This is a genomic window from Paenibacillus sp. SSG-1 (assembly GCF_002224835.1).
GTDB classification, from domain to species: Bacteria; Bacillota; Bacilli; order Paenibacillales; family Paenibacillaceae; genus Paenibacillus_AQ; species Paenibacillus_AQ favisporus.
Window position 1 is genome coordinate 3,824,638 of record NZ_MBRK01000001.1, and the last position, 24,715, is coordinate 3,849,352.

General features: G+C 53.0%; 27 protein-coding genes. 5 read left to right on the top strand and 22 right to left on the bottom strand.

What is annotated here, in order from left to right; translation table 11 throughout:
- Window positions 1-26: 26 nt before the first annotated feature.
- The 4 genes from fur to BCV73_RS17700 all read right to left on the bottom strand — a co-directional run bounded on the left by fur (window position 27) and on the right by BCV73_RS17700 (window position 3,116).
- Window positions 27-494, bottom strand: a complete 468-nt coding sequence (gene fur, locus BCV73_RS17685; protein ID WP_076170043.1) for a ferric iron uptake transcriptional regulator — start codon at window positions 492-494, stop codon at window positions 27-29.
- 93 nt (window positions 495-587) lie between these two features.
- Entirely contained in the window at window positions 588-1,238 is a 651-nt protein-coding gene (spoIIM, locus tag BCV73_RS17690; RefSeq protein ID WP_089548079.1) for a stage II sporulation protein M, read from the bottom strand.
- Window positions 1,239-1,293: 55 nt separating this feature from the next.
- Window positions 1,294-2,535, bottom strand: a complete 1,242-nt coding sequence (locus tag BCV73_RS17695; RefSeq protein ID WP_179232027.1) for an endonuclease Q family protein — start codon at window positions 2,533-2,535, stop codon at window positions 1,294-1,296.
- Complete coding sequence (locus BCV73_RS17700) at window positions 2,532-3,116, bottom strand: NUDIX domain-containing protein (RefSeq protein ID WP_089548080.1); 585 nt, start codon at window positions 3,114-3,116, stop codon at window positions 2,532-2,534. Before BCV73_RS17700 ends, BCV73_RS17695 begins: the two co-directional genes overlap by 4 nt.
- A 125-nt stretch (window positions 3,117-3,241) precedes the next feature.
- Between BCV73_RS17700 and mciZ the strand changes: the two genes are divergently transcribed.
- Together mciZ and BCV73_RS17710 are read left to right on the top strand one after the other, a co-directional pair.
- Window positions 3,242-3,394 carry a Z-ring formation inhibitor MciZ gene (mciZ, locus tag BCV73_RS17705; protein ID WP_076170040.1) on the top strand — a complete coding sequence of 51 codons (153 nt, stop codon included), beginning with the start codon at window positions 3,242-3,244 and terminating at the stop codon, window positions 3,392-3,394.
- Between the two features lie 158 nt (window positions 3,395-3,552).
- Window positions 3,553-4,773, top strand: coding sequence for a tetratricopeptide repeat protein (locus BCV73_RS17710; RefSeq protein WP_089548081.1), 1,221 nt, complete (start codon window positions 3,553-3,555; stop codon window positions 4,771-4,773).
- A gap of 127 nt (window positions 4,774-4,900) precedes the next feature.
- On the opposite strand, the gene BCV73_RS17715 is transcribed toward BCV73_RS17710, so the two are convergent.
- The gene (locus tag BCV73_RS17715) at window positions 4,901-6,025 is read right to left on the bottom strand and encodes a tripeptidase T (protein WP_089548082.1); all 1,125 of its coding nucleotides are present in this window, start codon (window positions 6,023-6,025) and stop codon (window positions 4,901-4,903) included.
- A 96-nt stretch (window positions 6,026-6,121) separates the two neighbouring features.
- Here BCV73_RS17715 and prli42 point away from each other — a divergent pair, with 96 nt between their 5' ends.
- A complete protein-coding gene (prli42, locus tag BCV73_RS17720) occupies window positions 6,122-6,223 on the top strand; it encodes a stressosome-associated protein Prli42 (protein ID WP_076170037.1) in 102 nt (33 codons plus the stop codon).
- Here prli42 and lipB read toward each other — a convergent pair.
- The 5 genes from lipB to lpdA form a co-directional block, all read right to left on the bottom strand.
- Window positions 6,209-6,928, bottom strand: a complete 720-nt coding sequence (gene lipB, locus BCV73_RS17725) for a lipoyl(octanoyl) transferase LipB (protein ID WP_089550302.1) — start codon at window positions 6,926-6,928, stop codon at window positions 6,209-6,211. The genes prli42 and lipB overlap by 15 nt on opposite strands.
- Before the next feature lie 50 nt (window positions 6,929-6,978).
- Window positions 6,979-8,355 carry a dihydrolipoamide acetyltransferase family protein gene (locus BCV73_RS17730; RefSeq protein WP_089548083.1) on the bottom strand — a complete coding sequence of 459 codons (1,377 nt, stop codon included), beginning with the start codon at window positions 8,353-8,355 and terminating at the stop codon, window positions 6,979-6,981.
- Between the two features lie 26 nt (window positions 8,356-8,381).
- A complete protein-coding gene (locus BCV73_RS17735; protein WP_089548084.1) occupies window positions 8,382-9,368 on the bottom strand; it encodes an alpha-ketoacid dehydrogenase subunit beta in 987 nt (328 codons plus the stop codon).
- Window positions 9,368-10,399, bottom strand: a complete 1,032-nt coding sequence (locus BCV73_RS17740) for a thiamine pyrophosphate-dependent dehydrogenase E1 component subunit alpha (protein ID WP_089548085.1) — start codon at window positions 10,397-10,399, stop codon at window positions 9,368-9,370. Before BCV73_RS17740 ends, BCV73_RS17735 begins: the two co-directional genes overlap by 1 nt.
- A gap of 134 nt (window positions 10,400-10,533) precedes the next feature.
- Window positions 10,534-11,955 carry a dihydrolipoyl dehydrogenase gene (gene lpdA / locus BCV73_RS17745; RefSeq protein ID WP_089548086.1) on the bottom strand — a complete coding sequence of 474 codons (1,422 nt, stop codon included), beginning with the start codon at window positions 11,953-11,955 and terminating at the stop codon, window positions 10,534-10,536.
- A gap of 215 nt (window positions 11,956-12,170) precedes the next feature.
- Between lpdA and BCV73_RS17750 the strand changes: the two genes are divergently transcribed.
- Complete coding sequence (locus BCV73_RS17750; protein ID WP_076170032.1) at window positions 12,171-12,470, top strand: DUF2627 domain-containing protein; 300 nt, start codon at window positions 12,171-12,173, stop codon at window positions 12,468-12,470.
- A gap of 49 nt (window positions 12,471-12,519) precedes the next feature.
- Here the strand turns inward: BCV73_RS17750 and BCV73_RS17755 are convergent, their stop codons facing one another.
- The gene (locus tag BCV73_RS17755; protein WP_076170031.1) at window positions 12,520-12,864 is read right to left on the bottom strand and encodes a hypothetical protein; all 345 of its coding nucleotides are present in this window, start codon (window positions 12,862-12,864) and stop codon (window positions 12,520-12,522) included.
- 105 nt (window positions 12,865-12,969) lie between these two features.
- On the bottom strand, window positions 12,970-13,182 hold the full coding sequence (locus BCV73_RS17760; protein WP_089548087.1) for a hypothetical protein: 213 nt from the start codon (window positions 13,180-13,182) through the stop codon (window positions 12,970-12,972).
- A gap of 200 nt (window positions 13,183-13,382) precedes the next feature.
- Between BCV73_RS17760 and BCV73_RS17765 the strand changes: the two genes are divergently transcribed.
- Window positions 13,383-13,988, top strand: a complete 606-nt coding sequence (locus BCV73_RS17765) for a thymidine kinase (RefSeq protein WP_084203876.1) — start codon at window positions 13,383-13,385, stop codon at window positions 13,986-13,988.
- A 178-nt stretch (window positions 13,989-14,166) separates the two neighbouring features.
- Here BCV73_RS17765 and BCV73_RS17770 read toward each other — a convergent pair whose 3' ends face one another.
- The 10 genes from BCV73_RS17770 to dxs form a co-directional block, all read right to left on the bottom strand.
- Window positions 14,167-14,379 carry a DUF3006 domain-containing protein gene (locus BCV73_RS17770; RefSeq protein ID WP_089548088.1) on the bottom strand — a complete coding sequence of 71 codons (213 nt, stop codon included), beginning with the start codon at window positions 14,377-14,379 and terminating at the stop codon, window positions 14,167-14,169.
- A gap of 5 nt (window positions 14,380-14,384) precedes the next feature.
- Entirely contained in the window at window positions 14,385-15,269 is an 885-nt protein-coding gene (locus tag BCV73_RS17775; protein WP_256992887.1) for a ComEC/Rec2 family competence protein, read from the bottom strand.
- A gap of 62 nt (window positions 15,270-15,331) precedes the next feature.
- Window positions 15,332-16,171 carry a stalk domain-containing protein gene (locus BCV73_RS17780; protein ID WP_089548089.1) on the bottom strand — a complete coding sequence of 280 codons (840 nt, stop codon included), beginning with the start codon at window positions 16,169-16,171 and terminating at the stop codon, window positions 15,332-15,334.
- Window positions 16,172-16,456: 285 nt separating this feature from the next.
- The gene (spo0A, locus tag BCV73_RS17785) at window positions 16,457-17,260 is read right to left on the bottom strand and encodes a sporulation transcription factor Spo0A (RefSeq protein ID WP_076170026.1); all 804 of its coding nucleotides are present in this window, start codon (window positions 17,258-17,260) and stop codon (window positions 16,457-16,459) included.
- Window positions 17,261-17,444: 184 nt separating this feature from the next.
- On the bottom strand, window positions 17,445-18,770 hold the full coding sequence (spoIVB, locus tag BCV73_RS17790; protein WP_089548090.1) for a SpoIVB peptidase: 1,326 nt from the start codon (window positions 18,768-18,770) through the stop codon (window positions 17,445-17,447).
- Between the two features lie 103 nt (window positions 18,771-18,873).
- The gene (recN, locus tag BCV73_RS17795; RefSeq protein ID WP_089548091.1) at window positions 18,874-20,610 is read right to left on the bottom strand and encodes a DNA repair protein RecN; all 1,737 of its coding nucleotides are present in this window, start codon (window positions 20,608-20,610) and stop codon (window positions 18,874-18,876) included.
- Between the two features lie 42 nt (window positions 20,611-20,652).
- On the bottom strand, window positions 20,653-21,102 hold the full coding sequence (gene ahrC, locus BCV73_RS17800; protein ID WP_076170024.1) for a transcriptional regulator AhrC/ArgR: 450 nt from the start codon (window positions 21,100-21,102) through the stop codon (window positions 20,653-20,655).
- Between the two features lie 30 nt (window positions 21,103-21,132).
- The gene (locus BCV73_RS17805; protein ID WP_089550304.1) at window positions 21,133-21,615 is read right to left on the bottom strand and encodes a hypothetical protein; all 483 of its coding nucleotides are present in this window, start codon (window positions 21,613-21,615) and stop codon (window positions 21,133-21,135) included.
- A 187-nt stretch (window positions 21,616-21,802) separates the two neighbouring features.
- Window positions 21,803-22,660: a TlyA family RNA methyltransferase gene (locus BCV73_RS17810; RefSeq protein ID WP_089548092.1), complete on the bottom strand. Its 858-nt coding sequence runs from the start codon at window positions 22,658-22,660 to the stop codon at window positions 21,803-21,805.
- Window positions 22,661-22,696: 36 nt separating this feature from the next.
- A complete protein-coding gene (gene dxs / locus BCV73_RS17815) occupies window positions 22,697-24,604 on the bottom strand; it encodes a 1-deoxy-D-xylulose-5-phosphate synthase (RefSeq protein ID WP_076170175.1) in 1,908 nt (635 codons plus the stop codon).
- Between the last annotated feature and the right edge of the window lie 111 nt (window positions 24,605-24,715).

Genomic DNA, 24,715 nt, shown 5'->3' on the forward strand with positions numbered 1-24,715 from the left:
GATCATATTATAAAATCGTTGTATGATTACTTGTCATCGCTGCCGCCGTTGTCTTCCTTCGCCTTACAGCGGTAGCATACCCCGTGGAAATCAAGACGGTGGTCCGAGACGGTGAAATTGAATTCCCGTTCAACCCGCTCTTCCAGCGGTCCAAGCCAGTCCTCGCGGATCTCATCCATGCTCCCGCATTTCACGCAGATCATATGATGATGGTGATGCTTGGCCGTATCGGTGCGTAGATCGTATCTGGCTACACCGTCGCCAAAGTTGATCTTCTCGACGACATGCAGCTCACTCAGCAGCTCCAAGGTACGGTACACGGTTGCCAGACCGATTTCCGGAGCCTTTTCTTTCACAAGCATAAATACGTCTTCCGCACTCAGATGGTCTTCTTCATTCTCCAATAGTACTCTAAGGGTAGCTTCCCGCTGGGGTGTCAGCTTATAGCCCTGGGATTGTAATTGTTGTTTGATTTTATCGATCCGTGCTTCCATTGTCTCCCTCCCCACAGGAAAATCTCTGCACCTATCTATAACCGCTTCTCTCATTATATGGGGAGTTGCCAAACAAAGTCAAACGCTTTTGCCTCACATGCCGGAGATGGCCGGAGCGTGGATCAGCATGGGCGTCACCCATCTCATCATCGTGGGAGTCACCCAGGTTTCAAACGAGGAGATGCCCAGCATGATCAGGCCCATGACGAGCGTCATCCCGACATACGATGCAAATGGGCGGGTAATGTTGCCCGGACGCTGGAGCATCACCCGGTTTTTAATAATATGAAGCGAAAAGGCGATCGCCGATACGCTGCAAACGATCAGCACCGGAATGATAAGCAGGTTCGGCGGAGCCACCGACACCAGCGCAAACAGCAGACCGTGCCACGAAAACTGGCCAACCAGGTAGCCAACCGTAAAGCCGACCAGAACGCCTTTCAAAAAATCGAGGATCAGAATGCCCGGCAGGCCGATGACCGACAGGCCGAGAATCCAAATCAGCCCAACCCATTTCAAATGCAGCCCGGCGATGTCCCAGTAGGAGTGCGCAGGCTGTCCGGCCTCCGCTCCCTGATTAACGGTTACGAAAAAATTGCCCAAATACCGTCCCAAGTCCTGCTGCTGTTCAAGGGAAAGAGCATTGACCATGAGCGCGCCGAAGATAACTCCAACCAGAAACAGTACGGCGACAAAAATATACAGGATGTTTTGTTCTTTCAGGGCATGGCGGAAAGCTCGCATGCAGTTTCTCCCCTTTCCATTCGCATACCCTTACTGTATGAAAGCAAGTCCCAAACTATGTCTTGGACACGGAAGCCCCTTCCACTTTCCCGTAAGTTCCCCCTCCGCCCGAGGTCAGCTTCAGGGTGCCGTTTCTGGCCATGACGATCATCCGCGCCAAATCGGTGCCCACGACCTCGGCAATTTCTGCTTCAGCCGCATGGTGGAGAATCGACATTTCTGTACCGAACCGCTCCAGCAGCTGCTTCATTTTGGCCTTGCCGAGACCCGGAATGAACTCAAGCGGGACCTGGTAATGATATGCCGGCCGGAAGGCAGGCATGTACGGCTCCTTGCGGTCGGCGATATCGAGGATCCGGTCGAGCACCCCCTGTACCCGCTTGGTGCTGCCGCAGAACGGGCAGCCTGCGCCCCCATGTTCGATGTCCAACACGCGGCTGCAGCCATGGCAATAGGTACGGTGGTACTTGCCCAGGCGCGGATTGAGGCCGTAGTTCCCTGTCACGCACCTGCCGTCTGCCCTCTCCAGCGCCTTGCGGAATTCGGCAAAGTTGGGCTCCGCCAAACGGATCCGGTTGTATTCGCGGGCGATTTTACCCAGGGAATGGGCATCGGAGTTGGTTACAAATGTATACGGATCGAGCTCCGATATCAGTCCGGCCATTTCCGAATCGGAGCTCAGCCCAAGCTCGATTCCGCTCACAAGCCCCGGGTCGAGCACTTGCTCCATTCGCGGCGTCATGCTGCCGTACAAGCCTTTATGCGGAGTGAACACGTGGGCGGGAATCATGATGCCTCCCATGTCGTATACCTTGGCCTGCAGCTCCCGTCCCGAAACGTAAATGCGCTGTGAGCTGAGGTTTACGTTTTTCATATGGCCCGACATCCAGGCCGTAAAGGCCTGCATCGTCGGCAGGTCCGCAAAATAAACGAGCAAATGCGCAGCGCCCTTACCCTGTTCATAGATTTCAATTTCGGAGCCCAGAAGAATCGTGGTTCCCCGGTAGGCGATCCCGCCGCCCTTCACTTCATTCATTTCACCGGATTCCAGGCAGTCGATAATGTCCTTCTGGACGACCGGCGAGTGGCAGTCGATAATGCCCACCAGCTCGATCCCTTTGCGCTCCGACGCTTCCTTGGCGATGTTCGCGAACGTCAGATTGGAGCTGCCGCTGATTTTGACCGCATGCCCGTCGTTCGTCCTGCCGATATGGATGTGCAGATCTGCAAAGTATTCGCTTAAAATATCCGACTCGTATGCAAGCTCTTGGTGACTGACACGTTCCGGACGGCTCATACGCGGAATTCACCCGTCAGCTTGTTCAACTTCCAGGCGTACACCGCCATAAGTGTCTTGGCGTCGCTGATCCGGCCTTGCGAAATCGCCTCAAGCGCCTCTTCCATCGTCAATTCCAGCAGCTCCACAAACTCGTCTTCGTCCGGCGCCGCATCGCCCTCTTGAAGATCATGAGCCACGTAGAGGTGGATCACCTCATCGGCAAACCCCGGAGAGGTATAGAAGGAATGGAGCAGCTCCAGGCGGCCGCATGTATACCCCGTTTCCTCCACAAGCTCGCGCTTGGCCGCTTCCAACGGGTCCTCCCCTGGCTCGAGCTTCCCTGCCGGGATTTCAAGCTCGCACCGTCCCATGGGCTGGCGATACTGGTCGACCAGAATGATCCGGTCATCCTTGATGGCCAGAACAGCTACCGCACCGGGGTGGCGGATGATTTCCCGTGTAGCTGTTTTGCCGTCGGGAAGCCGGACCTTGTCAATCTGCAAAGATACGACCTTTCCCTGAAAAATAGATTCGGTGGACAGGGTCTCTTCCTCGAGATGTTTGGACGGTTTCTTCATATGTGGCAAAGACTCTTTCATTCTATGATCCTCCTTATAGTACGTGCTCAACAACCTCTTATATTTAAAACCTAGCATTTTTGGCCATGCTGACACATATGGTCTTATTATAACAAACTTCACCCCAAGGAAAGAGGGATCCCTTCATGAAAAGTTACCGTACAGCGAACTCGGTCCATATGGTAGGACGGGCCTGGCAGATTAAAATCATGCTCCGCCAATTGCAGAAGGAATGGAACCCTGACACGCCGCTGCAGCATATTTTGCAATCGCTCGCGTCCTCCCGGCGGGATCATTAAGGGACGGATGAATCTTTGTCCTTTAATATCCCCCGAAATCTCCAGGTTTTTCGGATATGATCTGAAAACGATAAGCGATCTAACTTTTTAAACATTTTTTTAGCATTCCGACCAACTATTCACTCACCAGGTTGTTCTATATATTGGAGGGTACAATTATGACCAAAGATGAATTGATGACGCTGCTGCAAGCCTACCCGAATTCCCCGTCCCTGCATTTTAAGCTGGGATTATGGTATAAATCGCGCGGACACAACAGTGAGGCGATGACGCACATTCGGACGGCTCTGACGCATGCACATGATGACTCCGGAAGTTTGCCCCATGCTGAAAGCTTTGACGAAGCGCAGGGATGGCTCGAGTACGGAAGGCTCTTATATGCATGCAGCCGTACCGAGGAAGCCGAAGAAGCTTTCCGCCGGGCGATCAATCTCGGACAGCATCATCGGAAAACGCTCGCAGAGTGGGGAGCACTGCTCTACGACGCAGGAAAAACAGATGCGGACATAGGCCAGTGCCTTCTGGAAATGGTCCCGCTCTCAGACACGACCGAACTGCAGGTCGGCCAAACGCTGGCGGATCTGGGGGCGTTCGAGGAAGCCTTTGGCATCCTAAGCCGTTATACGAATGACGTACGGTTCAATGAATCTCTTCAACTCGTTTATATTTTGTGCCTTATTCACACCCATCAATTCAAGGAAGCGCACGCGCGGCTGACGCAGCGCACGATGGATCCGGACAAGGTCGTGGTCAAATCAGCTTCCCATTCTGTTACCGCATCCCATGCGGCGTATTTGTGCTGCCGTGCGCTTCAGGAGGGCCGGGGATTGCCTGAATTGTCCAGGTTTAACCGGCTGGAAACAGCCAAGTCCGCGATCGTGCTCGGCATGGTGGACATTGGGATGTCCCTTCAGCCCGAACCCTCGTTCCATGAATCCAGCGAATTGATTTATACCCTTTACCGGGAGGGCTATGTGGGACAGGCCAAAACGCTCCTGAACAAACTGGAGGGAATTCCGACGCACGACAGAAGCCAGAGCTCGCTCGATCTTTGCTTTATCGCTGCTGAAATGCTGTACGATCAAGGTGACTTCGCCAAAGCAGCGCAGCTGTTCGAGTCGATTTATGCAACGGATCCATCCCACTCCTTGGCACGGTTTGCGGCAGCCTCCTGCTTCCTGGAGGAGACCCGTACCTCTTTGGATCACAGACAGGAACGTCAAGTGATCGGAAGTGATCTGTATTTTCAAATTGACGAATATTTGACGAATATCACCCTGGCCCTGCAAATTATCCAATCCACCAGCTGGCATACAGTATGGACCCCGGCACAGCGCAGAAATCATCCTGCCGCCGATCGCCGGCGTTATGTTCACTAACCTGCAAGCCTACCCGTTTGCCCGTGAAGAAGGTTAAGCCCAGCAAAAAAGCTGTTCCAGCGCGGTTTGCCGCATGCATGGAACAGCCTGTTTGTGCAGGTTTATTCTGCTGTATAGGGTTAAAGCTCTATTTGACGGTTTCCTGAATGATGCTGAGCACCATTTCAGCCGCTTTGACCATATCCTCCGCGCGGATCCGTTCCTTCGTCGTATGTATGTCCTCATAGCCGATGGCCAGATTCACCGTAGGAACTCCAAGCCCGTTGAAAATGTTGGCATCGCTGCCGCCGCCCGAACGGAACACTCTTCCGCTCAGTCCAAGGCGCTCAATGGCACGTTTGGCCAGGCTCACCACAGGATCGTTTTCGTTGAAATTAAAAGCGGGATACACGATTTCGCTCCGGAACTCACACTGGGCGCCGAACTCGCGGACGGTCGTTTCGAGCGCTTCCCGCATGTGGGCGATCTGCTGATCGACCTTTTCCTGAACGATGCTGCGCGCTTCCGCATCGAGCTGGACAAAATCGCACACGACATTGGTCGCTCCACCGCCGGAAAATTTACCGATGTTGGCTGTCGTCTCCTGGTCGAGACGGCCCAGCTTCATTCGCGATACCGCTTTGGAGGCGACCTGAATGGCGCTGATTCCGTCTTCCGGATTCACGCCGGCATGCGCCGATTTGCCAAAAATCTTCATTTGGATTTTAGCCTGGGTTGGTGCCGCAACGGCAATCGATCCGACCTCTCCATTGGAATCGAGAGCAAATCCAAGCTCGGCATCCAAATGCTGCGGATCCATCGAACGTGCTCCCAGCAGTCCGGACTCCTCACCTACGGTAATTACGAATTGGATCTGTCCATGGGGAAGCTGCTGCTCCTGGATAACGCGGATCGTCTCAAGCAGCACCGCCAGGCCCGCTTTATCGTCCGACCCCAGAATCGTCGTCCCGTCACTGCGGATCCAACCGTCTTCTCCCAGGATTGGCTTGATTCCTTTACCTGGGGCTACGGTATCCATATGGCAGGTGAACAATAGCTTCGGGGCTTCCGCGCCGCCTTCCCCCTTCCAGGTCACGATCAGGTTGCCGGCGCCGTGTCCGGTTTTGGCCTGGGAGTCGTCTTCAACGACCTCCAGTCCAAGCTGAGTAAATTTCTGTTTGAGCAGCGCGGCGATCTCCGCTTCATGGCCTGTTTCGCTGTCCACCTGAACCAATTCCATAAACTCCTGTATCAAATGGTCTTGTTTAATCAATGGACTTTCCTCTCCTTCGGCGTTAAGTTACAATAGTACATAGGTTGTCCCGGCTCGACATCGAGCCTTCATTAATGATGAATAAAGGAGCTATTTATGCAACGAAAAAAATGGTTTCGCGTTTTTGTATACCTCATGCTCATTGCCATGGTCGGATCCGTCGTGTTTGGGCTCGTCGAGTCCTTAATGGCCCGCTGATTTCAGCGGGCTTTCCTCTGCCCCGTGGGCTGAAACGGCCTCAAATCCGAATACCTCGGTAAAGAACGGAACAATCTCCTCCGCCACCTGCTCGACCGCGATCGGCTTTCCAATGCAGTCCTCAAGCGACGTGACGCCATACTCCTGAATTCCGCACGGTATAATTCCCTGAAAGCCTTCGTTTTGAATGCCGGACGTTATGTTGAAGGCAAACCCGTGGCTGGTCACGAACCCTCTTTGGTGTTTGCACTTGTTGAATTTGACCCCGATCGCGCAAATTTTCAGATCGCCTACCCAGACCCCCGTATATTCGGGCTTGCGGCCTGCCTCGATCCCGTAATGCGCAAGGTAATTGATGATGACCTGCTCCAGATTGCGCAAATAGCCGTGCAGATCCAGCCCTTCCTTGCCCGCCAGCAGCAGCAGCGGATACCCGACCAGCTGCCCCGGACCGTGATAGGTAATGTCGCCGCCGCGGTCGATTTCAAACAGCCCGATGCCCTGCTGCTCCAGCTGATCCTTGCTGAGCAAGAGATGCTCCGGGTGCCGCTGCGATCCGATCGTATACGTCGGTGGATGCTGCAAGAGCAGCAGGGTTTCCTGCTGCTCTCCAAGGTCTATGCGGCTGACGATGCTTTTCTGCAAATCCCAGGCCGCACCATAATCCATCATCGGCGTATAGGATACTTCAAGTTTGGTTGTCATGACTGCTTCACGCCCTTTCAGATGATGACCAAGCTTTCGTAGACTTTTCATTAGTAAACTTTGGTATCCAGCGTATAGCCCTCCACGTTTTCCTTCACGCGCTGCAGGAAGCGCCCGCAGATGACTCCGTCCAAAATCCGGTGGTCCAGCGACAGGCAGATATTCGCCATCGAACGGACGGCGATCATGTCGTTAATCACGACAGGCCGCTTCACGATTGATTCGAAGGTCAGGATGGCTGCCTGCGGATAGTTGATAATCGGGTAAGACAGGATCGAACCGAACGATCCGGTATTATTCACCGTAAAGGTGCCGCCCTGCATATCCTCCAGCTTGAGCTTGCCCTGCCGCGTTTTGGTCGCCAGTTCTTCGATTTCACGGGCGAGACCGGCAATGTTTTTCTGATCGGCCCGTTGAATAACCGGTGTCATAACGGAGTCTTCCGTCCCGACGGCGAGAGAAATGTTGATGTCCCGTTTCACAATAATCTTATTGACCGCCCAGACCGAGTTCATGATCGGGTAATCCTTGATCGCATTGACCACAGCCTTCAGAAGAAACGCCAGATAGGTTAAATTATAGCCCTCTCTGCGCTTAAATTCATCCTTCAATTTGTTGCGCAGCAGCACCAGGTTGGTCACGTCGACTTCGATCATCGTCCAGGCATGCGGAATTTCCGACACACTTTGGCGCATGTTCGTCGCAATGGCGTTGCGGATCGGGGTGACATCGATCATCGTCTCGGCGCGCCCGTTCTGGTCCTCGAGTTCCACGGCCGGAATACGCGGCGACTCGGTCATATGCAGACCTGACTGCCGGCTGGATGCCGGCGGAACCGGGATGTACTGCTCCGGACGGACCGCAGGATTGGCATGCGGCAGCCCTTCGAACGGAGAATGAACCTCTCTCTTCGCCGGAGCTTCCTCAGCCCGGCCGGTTTCCGCTGCCGCACCGCCGTTTTCGATATAAGCAAGGACATCCTTACGGGTGATCCGTCCACCCATGCCTGTTCCTTGGACGGCGCTCAGGTTCACGCCATGCTCGGCTGCAAGGCTTTGCACCGCCGGAGAATACCGGCCGCGCATCGACTGGTCTCCAGAGGCTTCAGCCTGTACTGAGGCCGGTGTAGTACGCGGCTCCGCCTGCGGCCGTTCCTCCGCCGGAGCCCCCGCGGCGCCTGCCGCCGCAATGCGGCAGATGACCTCGCCGACGGCGACGGTCTGGCCTTCCTCGGCGACCCATTCTCCCATTATCCCGTCCACCGTGGACGGGATTTCCGCGTTGACCTTATCGGTGATGACCTCACAGATCGGCTCATACTGTTCCACCTTATCGCCAGGCTGCTTCAGCCATTTGGCGATGGTGGCGGACACAAGCGATTCTGCCAGCTGCGGCATCACCATATCGGTAAACTTTTGATTTGACATATTTTCACTCCTTCACTCGGCAATTCTCAATAAACCGCCAGTTCGTGCATGGCTTGCTTGACCTTATCCTTGCTCAGCATAAAGAACTTCTCCATCGGCGGACTGATCGGCATGGCCGGTACGTCCGGACCGCACAGCCGCTTGATCGGCGCATCGAGGTCGAACAGGCATTCTTCCGAAATAATGGCGGACACTTCGGCGCCCACACCGCCCGTTTTGTTGTCTTCGTGTACGATCAGCACCTTGCCGGTTTTGCGGACCGCCTCAATGATGGCGTCACGGTCCAGCGGCTGCAGGGATCGCAGATCCAGAATATGGGCCGAGATGCCTTCTTCTTTCTCCAGCTCTTCGGCGGCTTGAAGGCAGAAGTGCAGCGGCATGCTGTAGCCGATGACCGTGATGTCGGTCCCCTCGCGCAGCACGTTAGCTTTGCCGATCGGTACAGTATAGTCGTCCAAAGGCACGTCGCCTTTGATCATGCGGTAGCATTTTTTATTTTCAAAAAACAGCACCGGGTCCGGATCGTTGATCGCAGCTTTCAGCAGTCCTTTCGCGTCATAGGCGGTAAAAGGCGCTACGATTTTCAAACCGGGGGTGCCGAAGAAGATCGATTCCGGGCATTGGGAATGGTATAATCCCCCGAAAATGCCTCCGCCGATTGGCGCACGAACGACGACCGGACAGCTCCAGTCGTTGTTGGAACGATAGCGGATTTTCGCGGCTTCACTAATAATTTGGTTCGTTGCCGGCAGCATGAAGTCGGAGTACTGCATTTCCGCGATCGGCTTCATGCCGACCATGGCCGCGCCGATCGCAACGCCGGCGATGGCGGATTCCGCCAGCGGCGTGTCGATGACCCGCTCCTCGCCGAACTGGTCCTGCAGGCCTTTGGTCGTAGTGAACACGCCGCCTTTAACGCCGACATCCTCACCGAGGACAAACACGTTTTCGTCTTTTTCCATTTCTTCTTTCATTGCCAGACGAATCGCATCGATATATTCCATTTCGGCCATTAGTATACCCCCTCTTCGCTATCGCCCGCATACACATGCTTCAGCGTATCCTCGGGTTTCGGGAACGGAGCATTGTCGGCCGATTCGGTTGCTTCCTTGATCTCAAGAGCCAACTGCGCTTGCAAGTCCGCATCCTTTTCTTCATCCCAAATGCCGCAGCTGATCAAATATTGTTTAAAACGGACAATGCCGTCTTTTTTCCAGTTCTCTTCCACTTCTTCTTTCGTACGGTATGCCAAGTCGTTATCCGAGGTGGAGTGCGGAGACAAGCGGTACATCATGGCTTCGATCAGCGTAGGTCCTTCACCGCGTACAGCACGTTCACGCGCTTCCTTCACGGCTTTGTAGACCGCAAGCGCATCGTTGCCGTCCACCCGTATGCCCGGAAACCCATAACCAAGCGCACGGTCGCTGACTTTGCCGCTGATCTGCTTATGAAGCGGTACCGAAATGGCATACTGGTTGTTTTCGCACATAAAAATCACAGGCAGCTTATGAACGCCCGCAAAGTTGGCTCCCTCGTGGAAGTCCCCCTGATTGCTCGAGCCTTCGCCAAAAGTGACAAACGAAACGAAATCCTGTTTCCTCATCTTGGCGGACAAGGCTACGCCTACGGCGTGGGGCACTTGGGTCGTGACGGGGCTTGAGCCCGTTACGATCCGCAGCCGCTTGCTGCCAAAGTGTCCAGGCATTTGCCGCCCGCCGCTGTTCGGATCGTCAGCCTTCGCAAAGGCCGACAGCATCAGTTCGTACGGAGTCATTCCTACCGATAACACAAATGAATAGTCGCGATAATAAGGCAAAAAGTAATCCTTTTCCCGATCCAGCGCAAACGCCGCGGCGGCCTGGGCCGCTTCCTGACCGATTCCCGATACGTGAAAGTTAATCTTGCCAGCCCGCTGCAGCAGCAGGTTACGCTCGTCAAATTTGCGCCCGAGCAGCATATATCTGTACATGTCGATGACTTGGCCATTGGTGAGTCCAAGCTGCTCATGCTCATGTGGCGTGTGAACAGTACCCTGATCATTCATGGGAGGTACCTCCTTATTTTAGAGCCTGCAGTCTGTCCCTGATCTACTATTAAAACCTGGTACTAAGACTTGGCTTAACCCTATTATAATCATAACCGCGGCGAAAAGAAAAGAACCGATTCTAAATTTTGGTCTTACATTCCGATGGATTTGCCGTCTACCGCCAGCATCGCCTCGCCCAAAATTTCCGAGAGCGTCGGATGCGGATGCACCATCTGTCCGATCTCCCAAGGGGTTGCATTCAAAAATTGGGCCAATGCCGCCTCGCTGATCAGGTCGGTCGCATGGGCTCCGATCATTTGAACTCCTAAAATGTCGTTTGTCTTAGGATCAGCTACTACTTTTACGAATCCTTCCTTGCTCCCCTGTACCAACGCCTTCCCGATGGCCTGGAACGGGAATTTGCCGACCTTAACCTCGAATCCGCGGCTGCGGGCTTCCTTCTCGGTGATGCCGACGCTGGCCACTTCGGGTCTTGTGTACACGCACCTTGGAATCAGATCCGCATCCCCCGGGTGAACTTCTTCTCCTGCCAAATGGTTGACGGCCGCAATTCCTTCATGGCTTGCCGCATGCGCGAGCTGCAGTCCGCCAATGACGTCGCCGATGGCATAAATATGGGATTCGCCGGTTTGATAATGTTTATTGACAGCTATAAAACCGCGCTCCACCCGGACATCCGTGTTCTCCAGACCGATGTTCTCCACATTCGCCTGGCGGCCGATCGACACAAGCAGCTTGTCCGCTTGAAGCCGTTCGTTTTTTTCCCCAACACGCACATCGATCTGCACCTGATGATCCGCTGCTTCGTATGTCTCCGTCTGCAGCTGGGCCCCGGTAATAATTTTGATGCCCCGGCGCGAAAACGACTTCTGAAGCTCACGGGCCACCTCTTCATCTTCTGCGGGCAGCAGCTGGCCTGCCGCCTCCACAACGGTAACCTCTACGCCGAAATCGTTCAGCATCGAAGCCCATTCGACACCGATCACGCCGCCGCCGACGATGATGATGGACTTCGGAAGCTCCTCCATTTGTAGTGCCTCGTCGCTGGTCAAAATATGTATTCCGTTGGGTTCAAGTCCTGGCAGCACTCTTGGACGGGAGCCTGTGGCGATAATCAAATGCGTCGGAACCACCGTCTCCATCTCCCCATCCGCAAGCTCCACAGCAACGGCACCGCTTTTCGGCGAAAAAATGGAAGGACCGATGACCCGCCCTTTTCCATGAACCACCTGAATTTTATTTTTACGCATCAGGTATTGAACCCCTTGGTGCAGCTGATCTACGATCGCTTCCTTCCGCGCCTGAACCTTGGGAAATTGGAGTGCGGCCCCTGCTGTTTGGATGCCGTAGCTCTCGCTTTCTTTGATCTCTGCGTATACTTCCGCGCTCCGCAGCAAAGACTTACTTGGGATACAGCCGCGGTGCAGGCATGTTCCTCCCAGCTTGTCCGCTTCGATAATAACGACTTCCTTGCCCAGCTGAGCTGCGCGGATTGCAGCCACATAACCGCCGGTACCGCCGCCCAGAACGGCTACGTCACATGATATAGTCATTGTCCATCCCCCATATTAACATGTTTATATTGAAACCATTTGGCGCATAACTTATGACAAGTTGTGCCCGGAGTAAGAAGCACTCCATCGCTTTTATATTGTACTCGGTTTTCACCGCATTACAAAATGTTATCACATGTCCGGAAATAGACAAAGATTCGCCGGACGAGTTATGATATAGTGGACTAAAACAGGCCAACAGGAAGGGATTTTTCATGAAACTGATTATTTCCCGCTTTATCGCCATCCTGATCCTCGTCATTCCGGGACTGGCGGCAATGACCGGATTTTTGTTTATGAAAGATGCGGTATTCGAATATTATTCGCTCCACGGCGATGCGAGCGTCGCCCATCCGTCGTTTGCGTGGGGACATTTTGTGCTCGGCCTGCTCCTGTTCGTGGCAGGGATGAGCTTTCTAGGCGGCTGGATTCTGTTCCGGGACCGCAAACGAAACTATGTAGGGCCGCGTTTCAAGGAGAAGCGCAAGCCCAAACCGCCCGTACAATCTTCATAATGCCAGATTCCAAGACCAGGAATCGAACAAAGAACCCCGGACTGCAGATTTATCTCAGAACGGGGTTTTGTTGTTGGTCCGAATCTTGATCGGTTTCGCTGGCGATAATGTCAAGAACGATGTCCTCCTTCACCAATCCGTACTCCGGATTGCCCAGCACCGGAAGATTCGTCAGCGTTCTGCTCGTTAAGACGACCTTCAGCTCGTTATCGCGGTTGTAAAGCACAGATTCGACCACAAAGAAATTGTTCAGTAATCCCGCAATGATGGCGATTTGCTGCGGGCTCAATTTCGGCGGGGGCACGCCGGCTTTGGCATACTTTACAACCGGTTTTGCCGGCTTTCGCCGTTTCTTGTTATCCGTGGACCGGTTCACCCAATCACCCCGCTTCAATGTATTCCTGCTCACTTTAGGATATAGCGGATCGTGTGAATTGGTGTATCCCAATTTGCCGCAAAAGCTGCAGCAAGCACCTAGACATGAACCGGACCGGATAAATTATTCGTACAGCGCCTCTCTCAGCTTGGTGGACATCCGTGATTCCTTCGATGAAGACTTCAGCAGCGTGAGCCGCAGTTTATGGTTTTGCTGAACCGCTTCTTCGAGGTCCGCGAGCAGACTGCTGACCAATTCTTCCACTTGCGGCTCCTTGCCGAGCTCTGCTGTCAGTTCAGCGATCCTTGCTTTATAAGCTTCTATTTTTTCCTGCATGATGCCGTCTCCTCCAAATGCTCATTCGATCCTTCTTTATATTAACCATACCACGGCCAAACGCCTGCACGCCACTTTCGGTTATTTTTGTAGCCATGTCCGTTTTAATTGTGGTACTCTATAAAAGTCGCAATTTTTCGTGTTTTGTCATCATATAGAACATGAACGGGTTATGCTAACGGGAAAGGAGCAGGCTGAACGTGAATAAAGGACGGATTACCGTAATTACGGGACCCATGTTTAGCGAAAAATCGGGTGAACTTATCCGCCGGTGCCAAAAACTGATCCAATACGGGCGGAAAAAGCTGGTGGCTTACAAGCCCGAGGAGGATCAGCGCTACGCGAAGGACGAAATCGTAAGCCGGATCGGATACCGGCTGCCAGCCATCTCCATTCCGCGGCAGTTGACCGCTGACATCACCGCCAAAATCTTGGCGGAAACCGCTGACGCGGATGTGGTCGCTTTTGACGAGGTTCAGTTCTTCAGCAAGCCGATCCTGGGCCTGGTGGAAGAGCTGGCATACAGCGGGAAGCATGTCATTGTGGACGGACTGAATCTGGACTATCGTGGAAAAGAATTCGGCTACATAGGCGGGCTGCTGGCCATGGCCGACGACATCCAGCTGCTGACCGCCTTTTGTGCGGTATGCGGCAGCCCGGAAGCCGTGTTCACACAGCGGATTGTCAACGGCCACCCCGCTCCGCTGGGCTCGGTCATCATGATCGGGGATTCCGATGATTACGAGCCGCGGTGCCGGTGCTGTTTTGTTCCACCGCATAAGGTCAGTGCCAAAGGAAGCGCCTGATCATACAAAAAAACTCTTCGGGATGATGAGCAAGATCGATCAGCACATCATCCGGCGAAGAGTTTTTTTATAATATCAGAAAGCATAAATTGCAGAGCCATTCCTTCCTGATATTGCAAGAAAAACCTCCTCTAAACGCGGTCTGTCTTCTTTGAAGGTACATCGATAGACGTTTTTCTTATGATTCCCAAACATCGTCCATCAGCTTTTTGATTTCGTCCGTGCGCCGTTTGGTTGCAGCCGGATCGGTCACCCATTTTCCGTCCTTCAGTTCCACAGCGTCTCCTGCCTTCACTTGAGGATCCACTTGTTCACGGGGAACGGCCTGGATCTTACCGTCCACTTCAATGCGGCAATACGGTCCTTCATAGCTTTCGACATATCCCGTCATCGTTCTCACCTTTCCGTTCGGAATGTCACCTTCTGCCCATTCGACTCCGCTTCAATCGTTCCCTGAAGATCGTTACGGTATACCTTGACGCCCTGCTGCTTCAGCCGGTTTAGAATGACGCTTTTCGGATGGCCGTATGTATTGTCTGCACCTACCTGTATCACCGCATACTTCGGATGAACCCGTTTGAGAAATGCAAGCGTGGTCGACGATTTGGAGCCGTGGTGCCCCACCAGCATAACATCCGCCTGCAAATCCGTTCCGGCGTCAAGCATATCCCGTTCGCTGTCCGCCTCCGCGTCACCGGTCAACAAAAAAGAAGTGCGGCCGTACGTTATTTTCACCACGGCGCTCATGTTATTCGAGTCGTCATAACTTTTGCGGGGCGCCAGCATATCGACATGAACCTCATCGTCCATCTCCCAAGAGATCCCGGCCTTCGCCGTTTGTACCTTCAGTTTGGCATTTTTTACGGCACGCAGAACGGATTCAAACGTTTTCGTATTGGCCTGTGCTCTCGGCATATAAATGCGGCCCACCGGAATGTGGTTAATGACCGCATCCAGTCCGCCGATATGGTCGGCATCCGGATGAGTTCCGATGACCGTGTCGAGCTTGGTGATGCCGTATTGCTCCATATATTGCAGCATCAGCTCTTCTTTGTCATTGTTCCCGGCATCAATCAGCATCGTTTTACCGGAAGGGGAAATAATAAGCTGAGAAGCTCCCTGCCCTACATCAAGAAAAACGACTCGAAGGTTCCCCCCGGTGCTCGCTGGGGTGCTGTTGTTCTCCGGTGCCGGGTTGATCTCCAGACTGCATCCGCTCAGGATCAGCAACGCCGTGATGACGCCTGTCAGCAGTAAAGTGGTTATCTTGGATGTCTTCATCATCGTTCCTTTCACGGCTGTAGCCTTAACAAGTTAGTAATAACTGCCAGAACGTTATCTTATCACGAACCGTACTCGGGGTACAAGGCGAACTGAGCATCACCTGCTTGAAGAAGACCGTTTTTAAACGTGTAGCTTAAGGTTAAATCGCCGATAAATTCGGCAGGGGACACCTGCACGGCCGTAGTCGCTTTCAGGGTATTCCCCTCAAGGGTATAAGTCATAACGCTTCCGATCCCCAGCGGGTGCTTTACAGGGCCGGACTGCAGTTTGGATATAGGGATGACCGTCCGCTCGCCGCGAATATCCAGCTCGACTTGCTTGTCCGTCACTTTACTGTCGAACTGTTTTAAAAATGCCGTATATGCGTCCTCTACAGGTATGGGTTCTGCTGTTTCGGCATACACGAGCGGATTGGAAGTATAAACGCCGGTTCCATATCCTGTCGTTAAAATGATAACAATATCCTTCTTGCCGTCACCCGTCAAATCGGCCCTTTCGATGATTGGAGCATAGCTTGGATTGTCCACATTGTACCCAGGGATGTGACGGCTGAAAGTCTGAGTCTTCAGCGTTAAGTTTTCATAGGTTCCCGATTCGCTGGCATCTCCGCTGATCTGTATCGTCTGGTCGTCGGATTGCGCAAAGGGAACCTGTTTCTTGTCATCAATTCGAACCGTGTTGCTTTGGCTGTCATAGGTGACTTGTTTGCCAAAAAGCTTTCCGAAGGTTTGCAAGGGTATCATAATTTCATCATCTATGTGAACGGGTGCCGCTTCCGTCACCCACTCGGTTCCGTTGAGCATCACTTTGATGGGGTCCGGTTTCGCCATGACCATTATTGACGTTGCCGACAACACCATCGCAGCCGTGGTGGCAATGATCCATCCTTTTGCTTTCAATGTTAAACTCCTTCCCGTATTCGCCCAGCAAGGTTTCCAATTTTTGATAACAATTTAAGTGTAATTTTAATCAGGCTTGATATCCAGATAAAACTTTGTAACTATATGGAATGAACGAAGAAACTGCAAAATTTTAGTTCAATCTATATATTATTACCCTTCTCAAGATGAAAATAATGGATATCGAAATTTTTCTGGAACAGATGGATCTTCATCAAATAAAAAAACGCCATACTATGATCATCGTCATAGTATGGCGTATTCTTTAGGGTCATGCTATTCCTTTCACGACACCTTATGCTCAATGCGCAGCTTGTCGGCCACCATCGCGATAAACTCGCTGTTGGTCGGCTTCGATTTGCTGATGTTGATGGTGTAACCGAACAGATGGCTGATCGAATCGATGTTGCCGCGCGTCCAGGCGACTTCAATCGCATGACGGATCGCCCGCTCGACCCGGGATGGCGTCGTTTTGAACTTTTCGGCGATCGCCGGATACAGCGTTTTGGTAATGGCACCGAGGATTTCGATGTTGTTGTACACCATCGTAATCGCTTCGCGCAAATATTGGTAACCTTTGATATGGGCCGGAACGCCGATCTCATGAATGATGGACGTAATATTGGCGTCAAGGTTTTTCCCTTTCGCCATCGGAACCACATTGGATTTGGTCGTTGATACCGTCATATTGCCTGTCGTGATATGCTGCTGCCCCACGAGCTGACGAATACGGCTGGCTAGAACCTCCATGTCAAACGGCTTAAGAATGTAGTATGAAGCACCGAGTTGTACCGCTCTTTGGGTGATGTTCTCCTGGCCGAAAGCAGTCAGCATAATGATTTTAGGCTGCGGGGACAGATTCATCTCGCGCAGTCTTTCGAGAACGCCCAATCCGTCCAGATGCGGCATAATAATGTCCAAAATCAATACGTCCGGTATTTTTCTCGATTCACTGATCATATTTAGCACTTCCTCGCCATTATAGGCGATTCCCGTTACCATCATATCGTCTTGCTCGGTAATATATTCCGCAAGCAAATTCGTGAATTCCCGGTTGTCATCCGCCAACAATACCTCTATTTTTTGCACTGGCTGCTTCCTCCTTAGAATCGTATTCCCTTATTTTTCTGCAGAGATAAGTTTTCGACACCCAACATTAAATTCCTTCTGTCGAAAATTATTTTTGTTTATTTTTTTACCTTGTTGAATTATAATTAATATTTTCATCCATTATTCTAACTATTTCGCGATGAAACGACAAAAAGTCTTAAGGCTACACGGCCTTAAGACTTTTTTGAGTACTTTTCGATTGAGGGAGAACTCCGGAATCCTGAAGCATCCACTCGATGAAGCATCCGTAACCGGACCGCGGATCGTTAACGAACACGTGGGTCACTGCTCCGACCAATTTGCCGTCCTGCACGATTGGGCTTCCGCTCATCCCTTGGACGATGCCCCCGGTCTTCTCCAGCAGCCGCGGATCGGTAATTCGGATGACCAGTCCTTTGGTGGCCGGCGATTCCTGCTTCGCTACATGGACAATATTGACCTTGAACCGTTCGACCTGCTGCCCATCCACCACAGTTAAAATTTCGGCCGGGCCTTCTTTAACCTCCTGGGCGAATGCTACCGGGATGCCTTCTTTATACAAACTGTGCTCCGGATTCTGATTCATCTTGCCGAAGATTCCGAAATGCGTGTTGCGCTCAATATTACCGAGGATTTTACTTTCCTTGAGAAAATGCGCTCTCTTCTCGCCAGGTTCGCCATCTTGGCTCTTCGATATCGAGGTTACGCTGGATTGCAAAATTTCCCCGCTGCCGACGGAAATCGGCGTTTGCGTGTTCATATCCGTAATAACATGGCCCAGCGCCCCATAAACGCCTTGATCGGGAGCATAGAAGGTTAACGTTCCGACACCTGCGGCTGAGTCGCGAATATACAGTCCTAATCGCCACACCCTGTCTTCCTGGTCATAGGCGGGGGACAGCTTCGTGCTCATCTCTTTGTTTCCGCGTTTGAATTTGATTTCGACCGGTCGCTTGCTTTTGCCCGCCTCTTCGACTACTTTGGCAACTTTTGCGACATCGTCCATCGGAACCCCATTCATGTGGGTCATTAAATCACCCAGCTGGATTCCGGCATTCTCGCCAGGGGACACCTTTGTATCGGCATCCACGCTGACCAGATGATGCCCAACGACCAAAATGCCTGCCGATTTCACCTTCACTCCAATGGTTTGTCCTCCCGGTATAACCTTGAGTCCGGGAACGACATGGATCTGAACGGTTTTAAAAGGGATGGTTCCGAATAATTTCAAGGTTACTTTCGCCATTCCGCTGTGCTGAGGCGTCAGCTGCAATGGACGCCCTGGAGTCACCTTGGCGGTGACAGCGGAACCGTTGAGATGCAGAACGCCCGGACGGTCGACGGTAGCTTGGGCCGTCACCGGCATGGAGAGCGCTTGTGCCGTTCCCGCAAACATCCTGATTTCATTCGGGATGGCGGCCAGGCTTTGTACCGGCTCTGTTGTTCCTAAAAAACAAAGAAAGAAGACAATGAAAAGACCGAGCATTTTATTCCTGAGGCTGGAGTTCAATGGCTGTCACGCTCCCTTTTGCTTCTTTCGCTTGACGAAAGGTGGTCGCCAATTGCGTACCTTTAAGATTACCCCGCCTCTAGGCTTTTATTACTGTCAATCATTACTCTGGTGCGGATTTGACGGCTTTCCGCTCGTCCGCCAGCTTCAGCATTTCTTGGGCATGATGGAGCGTTTTCTTCGTGATTTCCACCCCGCCGAGCATGCGGGCCAATTCTTCAACCCGGCCCTTCGTCGAGAGCTCTTCCACGTGCGTCATTGTACGTCCTTCATCCACATTCTTTTCGATTAAATACTGATGATCCGCCATGCAGGCCACTTGCGGAAGATGGGTAATCGAAAACACCTGGCAGGTCTCAGCCAGCTTGTTCAGCTTCTCGGCGATGGATTGTGCCGCTCTTCCGCTGACCCCCGTGTCCACTTCGTCAAAGATCAGGACCGGAATGCGGTCATGGCGGGCAAAGATGCTCTTCATCGCCAGCATCATCCGGGATAACTCACCGCCTGACGCGATCTTGCTGAGCGGCCGCAGCGGCTCGCCCGGGTTCGGGGATATCATAAACTCAGCGGTATCAAGTCCCTGTCTGGTGAGCCGGATCTTCCGGCCGTCGACCTCGATCCCCCGGGGATCGTCAAGCCGCTCCAGACGGACTTCCAGTGACGTTCGCTCCATGTGCAGGTCCTTCAGCTCGGCCTCGACCTGTCGGGCGAGATCCGCAGCGGACTGCTGTCTTGCTTCGCTTAGCTCCAGGGCGGATTCAACCAGTCCGTTCAGCAGTCCTTCCCTTTGGGATTTCAGCTGCTCCAGACGCTCATCCTTGTTCTCCAGCAGGCTCGTTTCCTGCAGGATCGACTCGTAATAGGCCAGAATCTGCTCTACGCTGTCCCCGTATTTTCGTCGGAGTGTGGAGATGAGATCCAAACGCTGCTCCACCTCTTCCAGCCGTTCGGGGTTAAACTCGACCTGATCCCTGTAATCCCGGAGCTGAAAGGCAGCGTCCTCCAGCTGGTAAAAAGCGGACTGCAGCTGCTCAAGTACCGGCTTCAGACCCTTCTCATCATACTTCATAACGTCTTCCAGACGGGAAATGGCCGTGCTGATCACGCTGATTCCCTGATGCCCGTTCAGCAGCTCATAGGATCCCGATACTGCATCCATCATTTTCTCGCTATGGGATAGCTTGACCCTTTCTTCGCCCAGCCATTCATCTTCTCCGGATTTTAATGAAGCGGCTGAGATTTCTTCCAGCTGGAAACGATAGAGATCGAGCATCTGATACGCTTTCTGGCTGGATTCCATCAGCTCCCGCAGCTCCTTCTCCACTTTGGAGAACGCCGCATACCGTTCCTGATATTCCCGTTTGATGGGTCCGATCAGCGTATCCCCGTAAGTATCCAGCAAGCTGAGATGCCTGTCTGCGCGCAACAGGTTCTGATGCTCATGCTGGCCATGAATGTTGACCAGCTGCTCGCCGACTTCCCGCAGCATCGTCAAGTTAACGAGCTGCCCGTTGATTCTTGACGTGCTCTTACCCTGGGACGTCAGTTCCCTGCGGATAATTAAATGCTCATCATGACTTCCTCCGACACCGATCTTGGCCAAGGCTTCCCACACGGGATGGCCTTCCTGCAGCTCGAACATCGCTTCAATCTCCGCCTTGTCGCAGCCGTAGCGGATCAAGTCCGCCGAGCCTCTTCCTCCGGCAATCAGCCCCAAAGCATCGATAATGATGGATTTCCCGGCACCGGTCTCCCCGGTCAGCACGTGAAAGCCGGGATGAAAATGGACGTCGACGGATTCGACGACCGCCAAGTTTCGGATACTCAATGTTAAAAGCATGATAAAAAGCGCACCTCCGCTAAGGCAAATCTATAATTTGTACTATGAAATAAAGCTGTTGATCATCTGGACCAGCCGCTCGCTGTCCTCATTCGTCCGGCAAATGATCAGCGCCGTGTCATCGCCGCAGATCGTTCCCATGATTTCGTTCCATTCCATGTTATCCAGCAGAACGGCAACGGCATTGGCCGTTCCCGGCAGGCACTTCATGACGACCAGGTTGTTCGTGTAATCGATGTGCACGAAGTTGTCCACCAGCGCGCGCTTAAGCTTCTGAACCGGATTGTAGCGCTGATCCGTCGGCAGTGAATATTTATACCTGCCGTCATCCATCGGCACCTTGATCAGCAGCAGTTCTTTGATGTCCCTTGACACGGTTGCCTGGGTCACCTGAAAACCCGCTTCACGCAGAGCCTCCACCAGCTCGTCCTGGGTCTCGATCTCCTGCTGGGTGATAATCTCGCGTATTTTGATATGGCGTTGTCCTTTCATAGTAGCCTCCCAAATGTTAGTTGCTCATATTTAATCATCATAACCATTCCAGTCCTCTTCATCCCAATCAAAATGAATACGCCGGATTTCCCCTTCGTCGGCATCGACGAAGAGCACGCCGCCTGAGCCCGGATACAGCAGAAAATAGGGCAGCAGACGGTCGCGCAGACCGGATCCGGTCCATTCCAGGGGCAGACGCCTTCTGGCGACTTTCACAAGGTACAATACCTCATCATCGTCCCTCACGACATAATCGATAAACAGGCGGCTGTGATATTCCTCCCCGTCCGCCTCAAACAGCAGCGGGATCTTGATTTTGCCGCCGATCACTTCATAGCCTGCCTCCTCCAGCAGATCTACCGCGGGATGGTCATGTATCTGTTCGTTAATCGGCATTTCCGGTACGCGGGCAGGCAGAGGGTTAAACAGCCATGATCTCAGACCGTACGCGATCCAAATGATCAGGAGCACGCCGATCAGCACCATGACCAGCAAGTCTGCACGTCCCTCCATCCTCATCACCTCGCCTTGGTATTCGCGGAAATGCGGAAGAATCCCTTTTTTAAATGTATAAAAATCCGTTTTTCGAATGTATAAACGCATATAAACAAGCTCATTATAACCCAAACAAACGTTCTCATCAATCGTTATTCCAAAGTTTTTGTTTCAGCAGAATGATGACCGTCCCTACAAAAAGAACTCATCCCTTGGATGAGTTCCCTGTAAACGTATGGCGTGCCTGCGCAACTACATCAGCAACCAAAGCCTGCAGTTCTTCTTCAGCTACAGGTTGTCCTGCTGTATCCGGTGGGCTCGCGGGCACATGCCAATGCGCGAGAAATTCGATATTTCCTTCACCGCCGGTGATCGGCGAAAACGTTAGTCCTTTTAGAATAAAGCCTAACTCCGCGGCAATAGACAGCACGTTCATCAGCACCTCGCGGTGAACTTCAGGTTCCCGGACGACGCCGGACTTTCCGACCTTCTCCCTGCCGGCTTCAAACTGCGGCTTAATCAGCGCAGCTACGTCGGCCGGTTTGTTCAGGAGCGCCATCAGCGGGGGCAGGATGATGCGCAGCGAAATGAAGGATACATCGATGCTGGCAAAATCCGGGGCCGGGCCTTTCAGATCCTCGGGCGTCATATAGCGGAAGTTGGTCCGTTCCATCACGCATACCCGCTCGTCATTTCGCAGCGACCAATCCAGTTGATTGTACCCGACATCAATGGCGTACACATAGCTGGCTCCGTTCTGAAGCGCGCAATCGGTAAAGCCGCCTGTGGAAGACCCGATATCCAGCATCGTTCTGCCGGTCAGATCGATCCCGAAGGTGCGGAGCGCCTTCTCCAGCTTCAAACCGCCGCGGCTGACATACGGGTGCACCGCTCCCTTGACCCTAAGCGGCGTATCGCGCGGAATTTTCGTTCCCGCCTTTTCGACCGGTTCTTCTGCGGCTAAGACCAGCCCGGCCATAATCGCCGCCTTGGCTTTTTCCCGGCTCTCGTAAAAGCCCTGCTCAACGAGCAGGACATCGATTCGTTCTTTAGGCAAATTCATCGTTATCTCCTGACTGCACGGCGATTTCGGCGTCCATTAGGAAGGAAACTGGGTTTTGCCGATCTCGTAAGGATGCAGGGACATCAGCTTCTTGATTTCGCCGACGACTCCTGCTGCCGTTAGACCGGTCTCCTCCCGCTGCTCCTTCACGCTGCCATGCTCGATAAAGCGGTCGGGCACACCCATCAAGGACACTTTCGTGTCAAATATATGCTTCGAAGCATAAAACTCCAGTACGGCGCTGCCCAAGCTGCCCGCTTCGCTGGCTTCCTCAAGCACCACCATATTCGTGCCGTTCTCGGCTAGCTCCAGCAGCATTTCTTCATCCAGCGGCTTCATGAACCGGGCGTTGACCACCTGAAGGTGAATACCTTCCCGTTTCAGCTGGTCTGCTGCCTCGAGCGCAACCTGAACCATCGGGCCGCAGGCCAAGACGGCGTACCCTTCGCCTTCACGGACGGTTTCCCATTTACCGATCGGAATCGGCACAAGCTCCTCGTCCAGATGAACCCCCAGGCCGTTGATCCGCGGGTAGCGGTAAGCAATCGGTCCGTCGTTATACTCCAGGGCGGTTTTCATCATATGTCTCAGTTCGTTTTCATCCTTCGGCATCATCATGACCATGTTCGGAATGTGGCGCATAAACGCGATGTCAAACACACCCTGATGCGTCTCGCCGTCGGCTCCTACGAAACCTGCCCGGTCGATGGCGAACATGACATTGGCGTTGTGGCGGCAAATATCGTGAACGATCTGGTCATACGCACGCTGCATGAACGTGGAATAGACGGCGAACACCGGCTTCATGCCCTCCATCGCCAACGCGGCGCACATCGTCGCCGCGTGCTGCTCCGCAATGCCGACGTCGATCATGCGGTCCGGAAACCGTTCGCTGAACGGAATGAGACCTGAACCGCTTGGCATTGCAGGAGTTACCGCAATCAGACGCGGATCCTGCTCCCCAAGCTCGATCAGCGTCTTGCCGAACACGTCGGTGTACATCGGATTTCCTACCGATTTGAGCACCTGGCCCGTTTCGATTTTGTATGGTGATGCCCCGTGCCATTTATATGAATCCGCTTCTGCGGGTTTATATCCTTTGCCTTTGGTGGTAAGCACATGCACGAATACCGGTCCGCGCACGTTGTCGGCCTGCTTGAACGTTTCGATCAGCTTGTGGATATCATGGCCGTCCACCGGTCCGAGATAAGTTAAGCCCAGCTCTTCGAACAGCACGCCGGGAACCATCATGTATTTGAGGCTTTCCTTCAGCCTGGATCCGGTCTTAGCCAGCATGCCGCCGATCGCCGGGATCTTCTTCAGCATCATCTCAAGCTCGTCTTTTGCACGCAAATAATGGCGGTCCGAGCGGATTTTGCTCAAATAGTTATGCATGGCGCCGACGTTCGGCGCAATCGACATCTCGTTGTCGTTCAGAATGACCATCAGGTCCTTCTGTTCATGTCCGATATGGTTCAAGGCTTCGAATGCCATGCCGCCGGTGAGCGCACCGTCCCCGATCATGGCGATCACTTTGTTGTTTTCCCCTTTTAAGTCCCGGGCAACGGCCATGCCGATAGCCGCGGACAATGAGGTGCTGCTGTGCCCGGCTTCCCAGACGTCATGCTCGCTTTCGCTGCGTTTGACAAAGCCGCACATCCCCTTGTATTTCCGCAGCGTGTCGAACTGATCCATCCGGCCCGTCAGCATCTTGTGTACGTACGCCTGATGTCCTACATCAAAAATAAATTTATCGCGCGGGCTGTTGTAGCAATAGTGCAGGGCCAGCGTGAGTTCCACCACTCCCAGATTTGATGCGAGATGCCCCCCGGTGACCGACAGCTTCTCAATCAGAAATTGACGGATTTCGGCCGCCAGAGAAGTGAGCTCGTCAACCGATAGTGATTTCAATTGTCCTGGCTCGTTAATTTGTGGAAGCAGCACGGCAATCTCCCCGCTTTCCTTCGTAATTAGTGTATGGTTATCCATGACATTCTTCCATGATTAGATTCTTTTCGCCATTATATCATAAAATGCCCATCATACATAAAGCAT

What these genes read in the sequence shown, in the direction of transcription:
- BCV73_RS17735 (WP_089548084.1), bottom strand. Translation starts at nt 9,368, where the DNA reads ATGGCCGAAATGGAATATATCGATGCGATTCGTCTGGCAATGAAAGAA.
- lpdA (WP_089548086.1), bottom strand. Translation starts at nt 11,955, where the DNA reads ATGACTATATCATGTGACGTAGCCGTTCTGGGCGGCGGTACCGGCGGT.
- BCV73_RS17730 (WP_089548083.1), bottom strand. Translation starts at nt 8,355, where the DNA reads ATGTCAAATCAAAAGTTTACCGATATGGTGATGCCGCAGCTGGCAGAA.
- BCV73_RS17770 (WP_089548088.1), bottom strand. Translation starts at nt 14,379, where the DNA reads ATGACGGGATATGTCGAAAGCTATGAAGGACCGTATTGCCGCATTGAA.
- BCV73_RS17810 (WP_089548092.1), bottom strand. Translation starts at nt 22,660, where the DNA reads ATGAATTTGCCTAAAGAACGAATCGATGTCCTGCTCGTTGAGCAGGGC.
- mciZ (WP_076170040.1), top strand. Translation starts at nt 3,242, where the DNA reads ATGAAAAGTTACCGTACAGCGAACTCGGTCCATATGGTAGGACGGGCC.
- recN (WP_089548091.1), bottom strand. Translation starts at nt 20,610, where the DNA reads ATGCTTTTAACATTGAGTATCCGAAACTTGGCGGTCGTCGAATCCGTC.
- BCV73_RS17760 (WP_089548087.1), bottom strand. Translation starts at nt 13,182, where the DNA reads ATGCAGGAAAAAATAGAAGCTTATAAAGCAAGGATCGCTGAACTGACA.
- fur (WP_076170043.1), bottom strand. Translation starts at nt 494, where the DNA reads ATGGAAGCACGGATCGATAAAATCAAACAACAATTACAATCCCAGGGC.
- spoIIM (WP_089548079.1), bottom strand. Translation starts at nt 1,238, where the DNA reads ATGCGAGCTTTCCGCCATGCCCTGAAAGAACAAAACATCCTGTATATT.
- BCV73_RS17740 (WP_089548085.1), bottom strand. Translation starts at nt 10,399, where the DNA reads ATGAATGATCAGGGTACTGTTCACACGCCACATGAGCATGAGCAGCTT.
- lipB (WP_089550302.1), bottom strand. Translation starts at nt 6,928, where the DNA reads ATGACAACCAAACTTGAAGTATCCTATACGCCGATGATGGATTATGGT.
- BCV73_RS17805 (WP_089550304.1), bottom strand. Translation starts at nt 21,615, where the DNA reads ATGGAGGGACGTGCAGACTTGCTGGTCATGGTGCTGATCGGCGTGCTC.
- BCV73_RS17695 (WP_179232027.1), bottom strand. Translation starts at nt 2,535, where the DNA reads ATGAGCCGTCCGGAACGTGTCAGTCACCAAGAGCTTGCATACGAGTCG.
- ahrC (WP_076170024.1), bottom strand. Translation starts at nt 21,102, where the DNA reads ATGAAAGGACAACGCCATATCAAAATACGCGAGATTATCACCCAGCAG.
- BCV73_RS17710 (WP_089548081.1), top strand. Translation starts at nt 3,553, where the DNA reads ATGACCAAAGATGAATTGATGACGCTGCTGCAAGCCTACCCGAATTCC.
- BCV73_RS17775 (WP_256992887.1), bottom strand. Translation starts at nt 15,269, where the DNA reads ATGAAGACATCCAAGATAACCACTTTACTGCTGACAGGCGTCATCACG.
- BCV73_RS17750 (WP_076170032.1), top strand. Translation starts at nt 12,171, where the DNA reads ATGAAACTGATTATTTCCCGCTTTATCGCCATCCTGATCCTCGTCATT.
- BCV73_RS17700 (WP_089548080.1), bottom strand. Translation starts at nt 3,116, where the DNA reads ATGAAAGAGTCTTTGCCACATATGAAGAAACCGTCCAAACATCTCGAG.
- prli42 (WP_076170037.1), top strand. Translation starts at nt 6,122, where the DNA reads ATGCAACGAAAAAAATGGTTTCGCGTTTTTGTATACCTCATGCTCATT.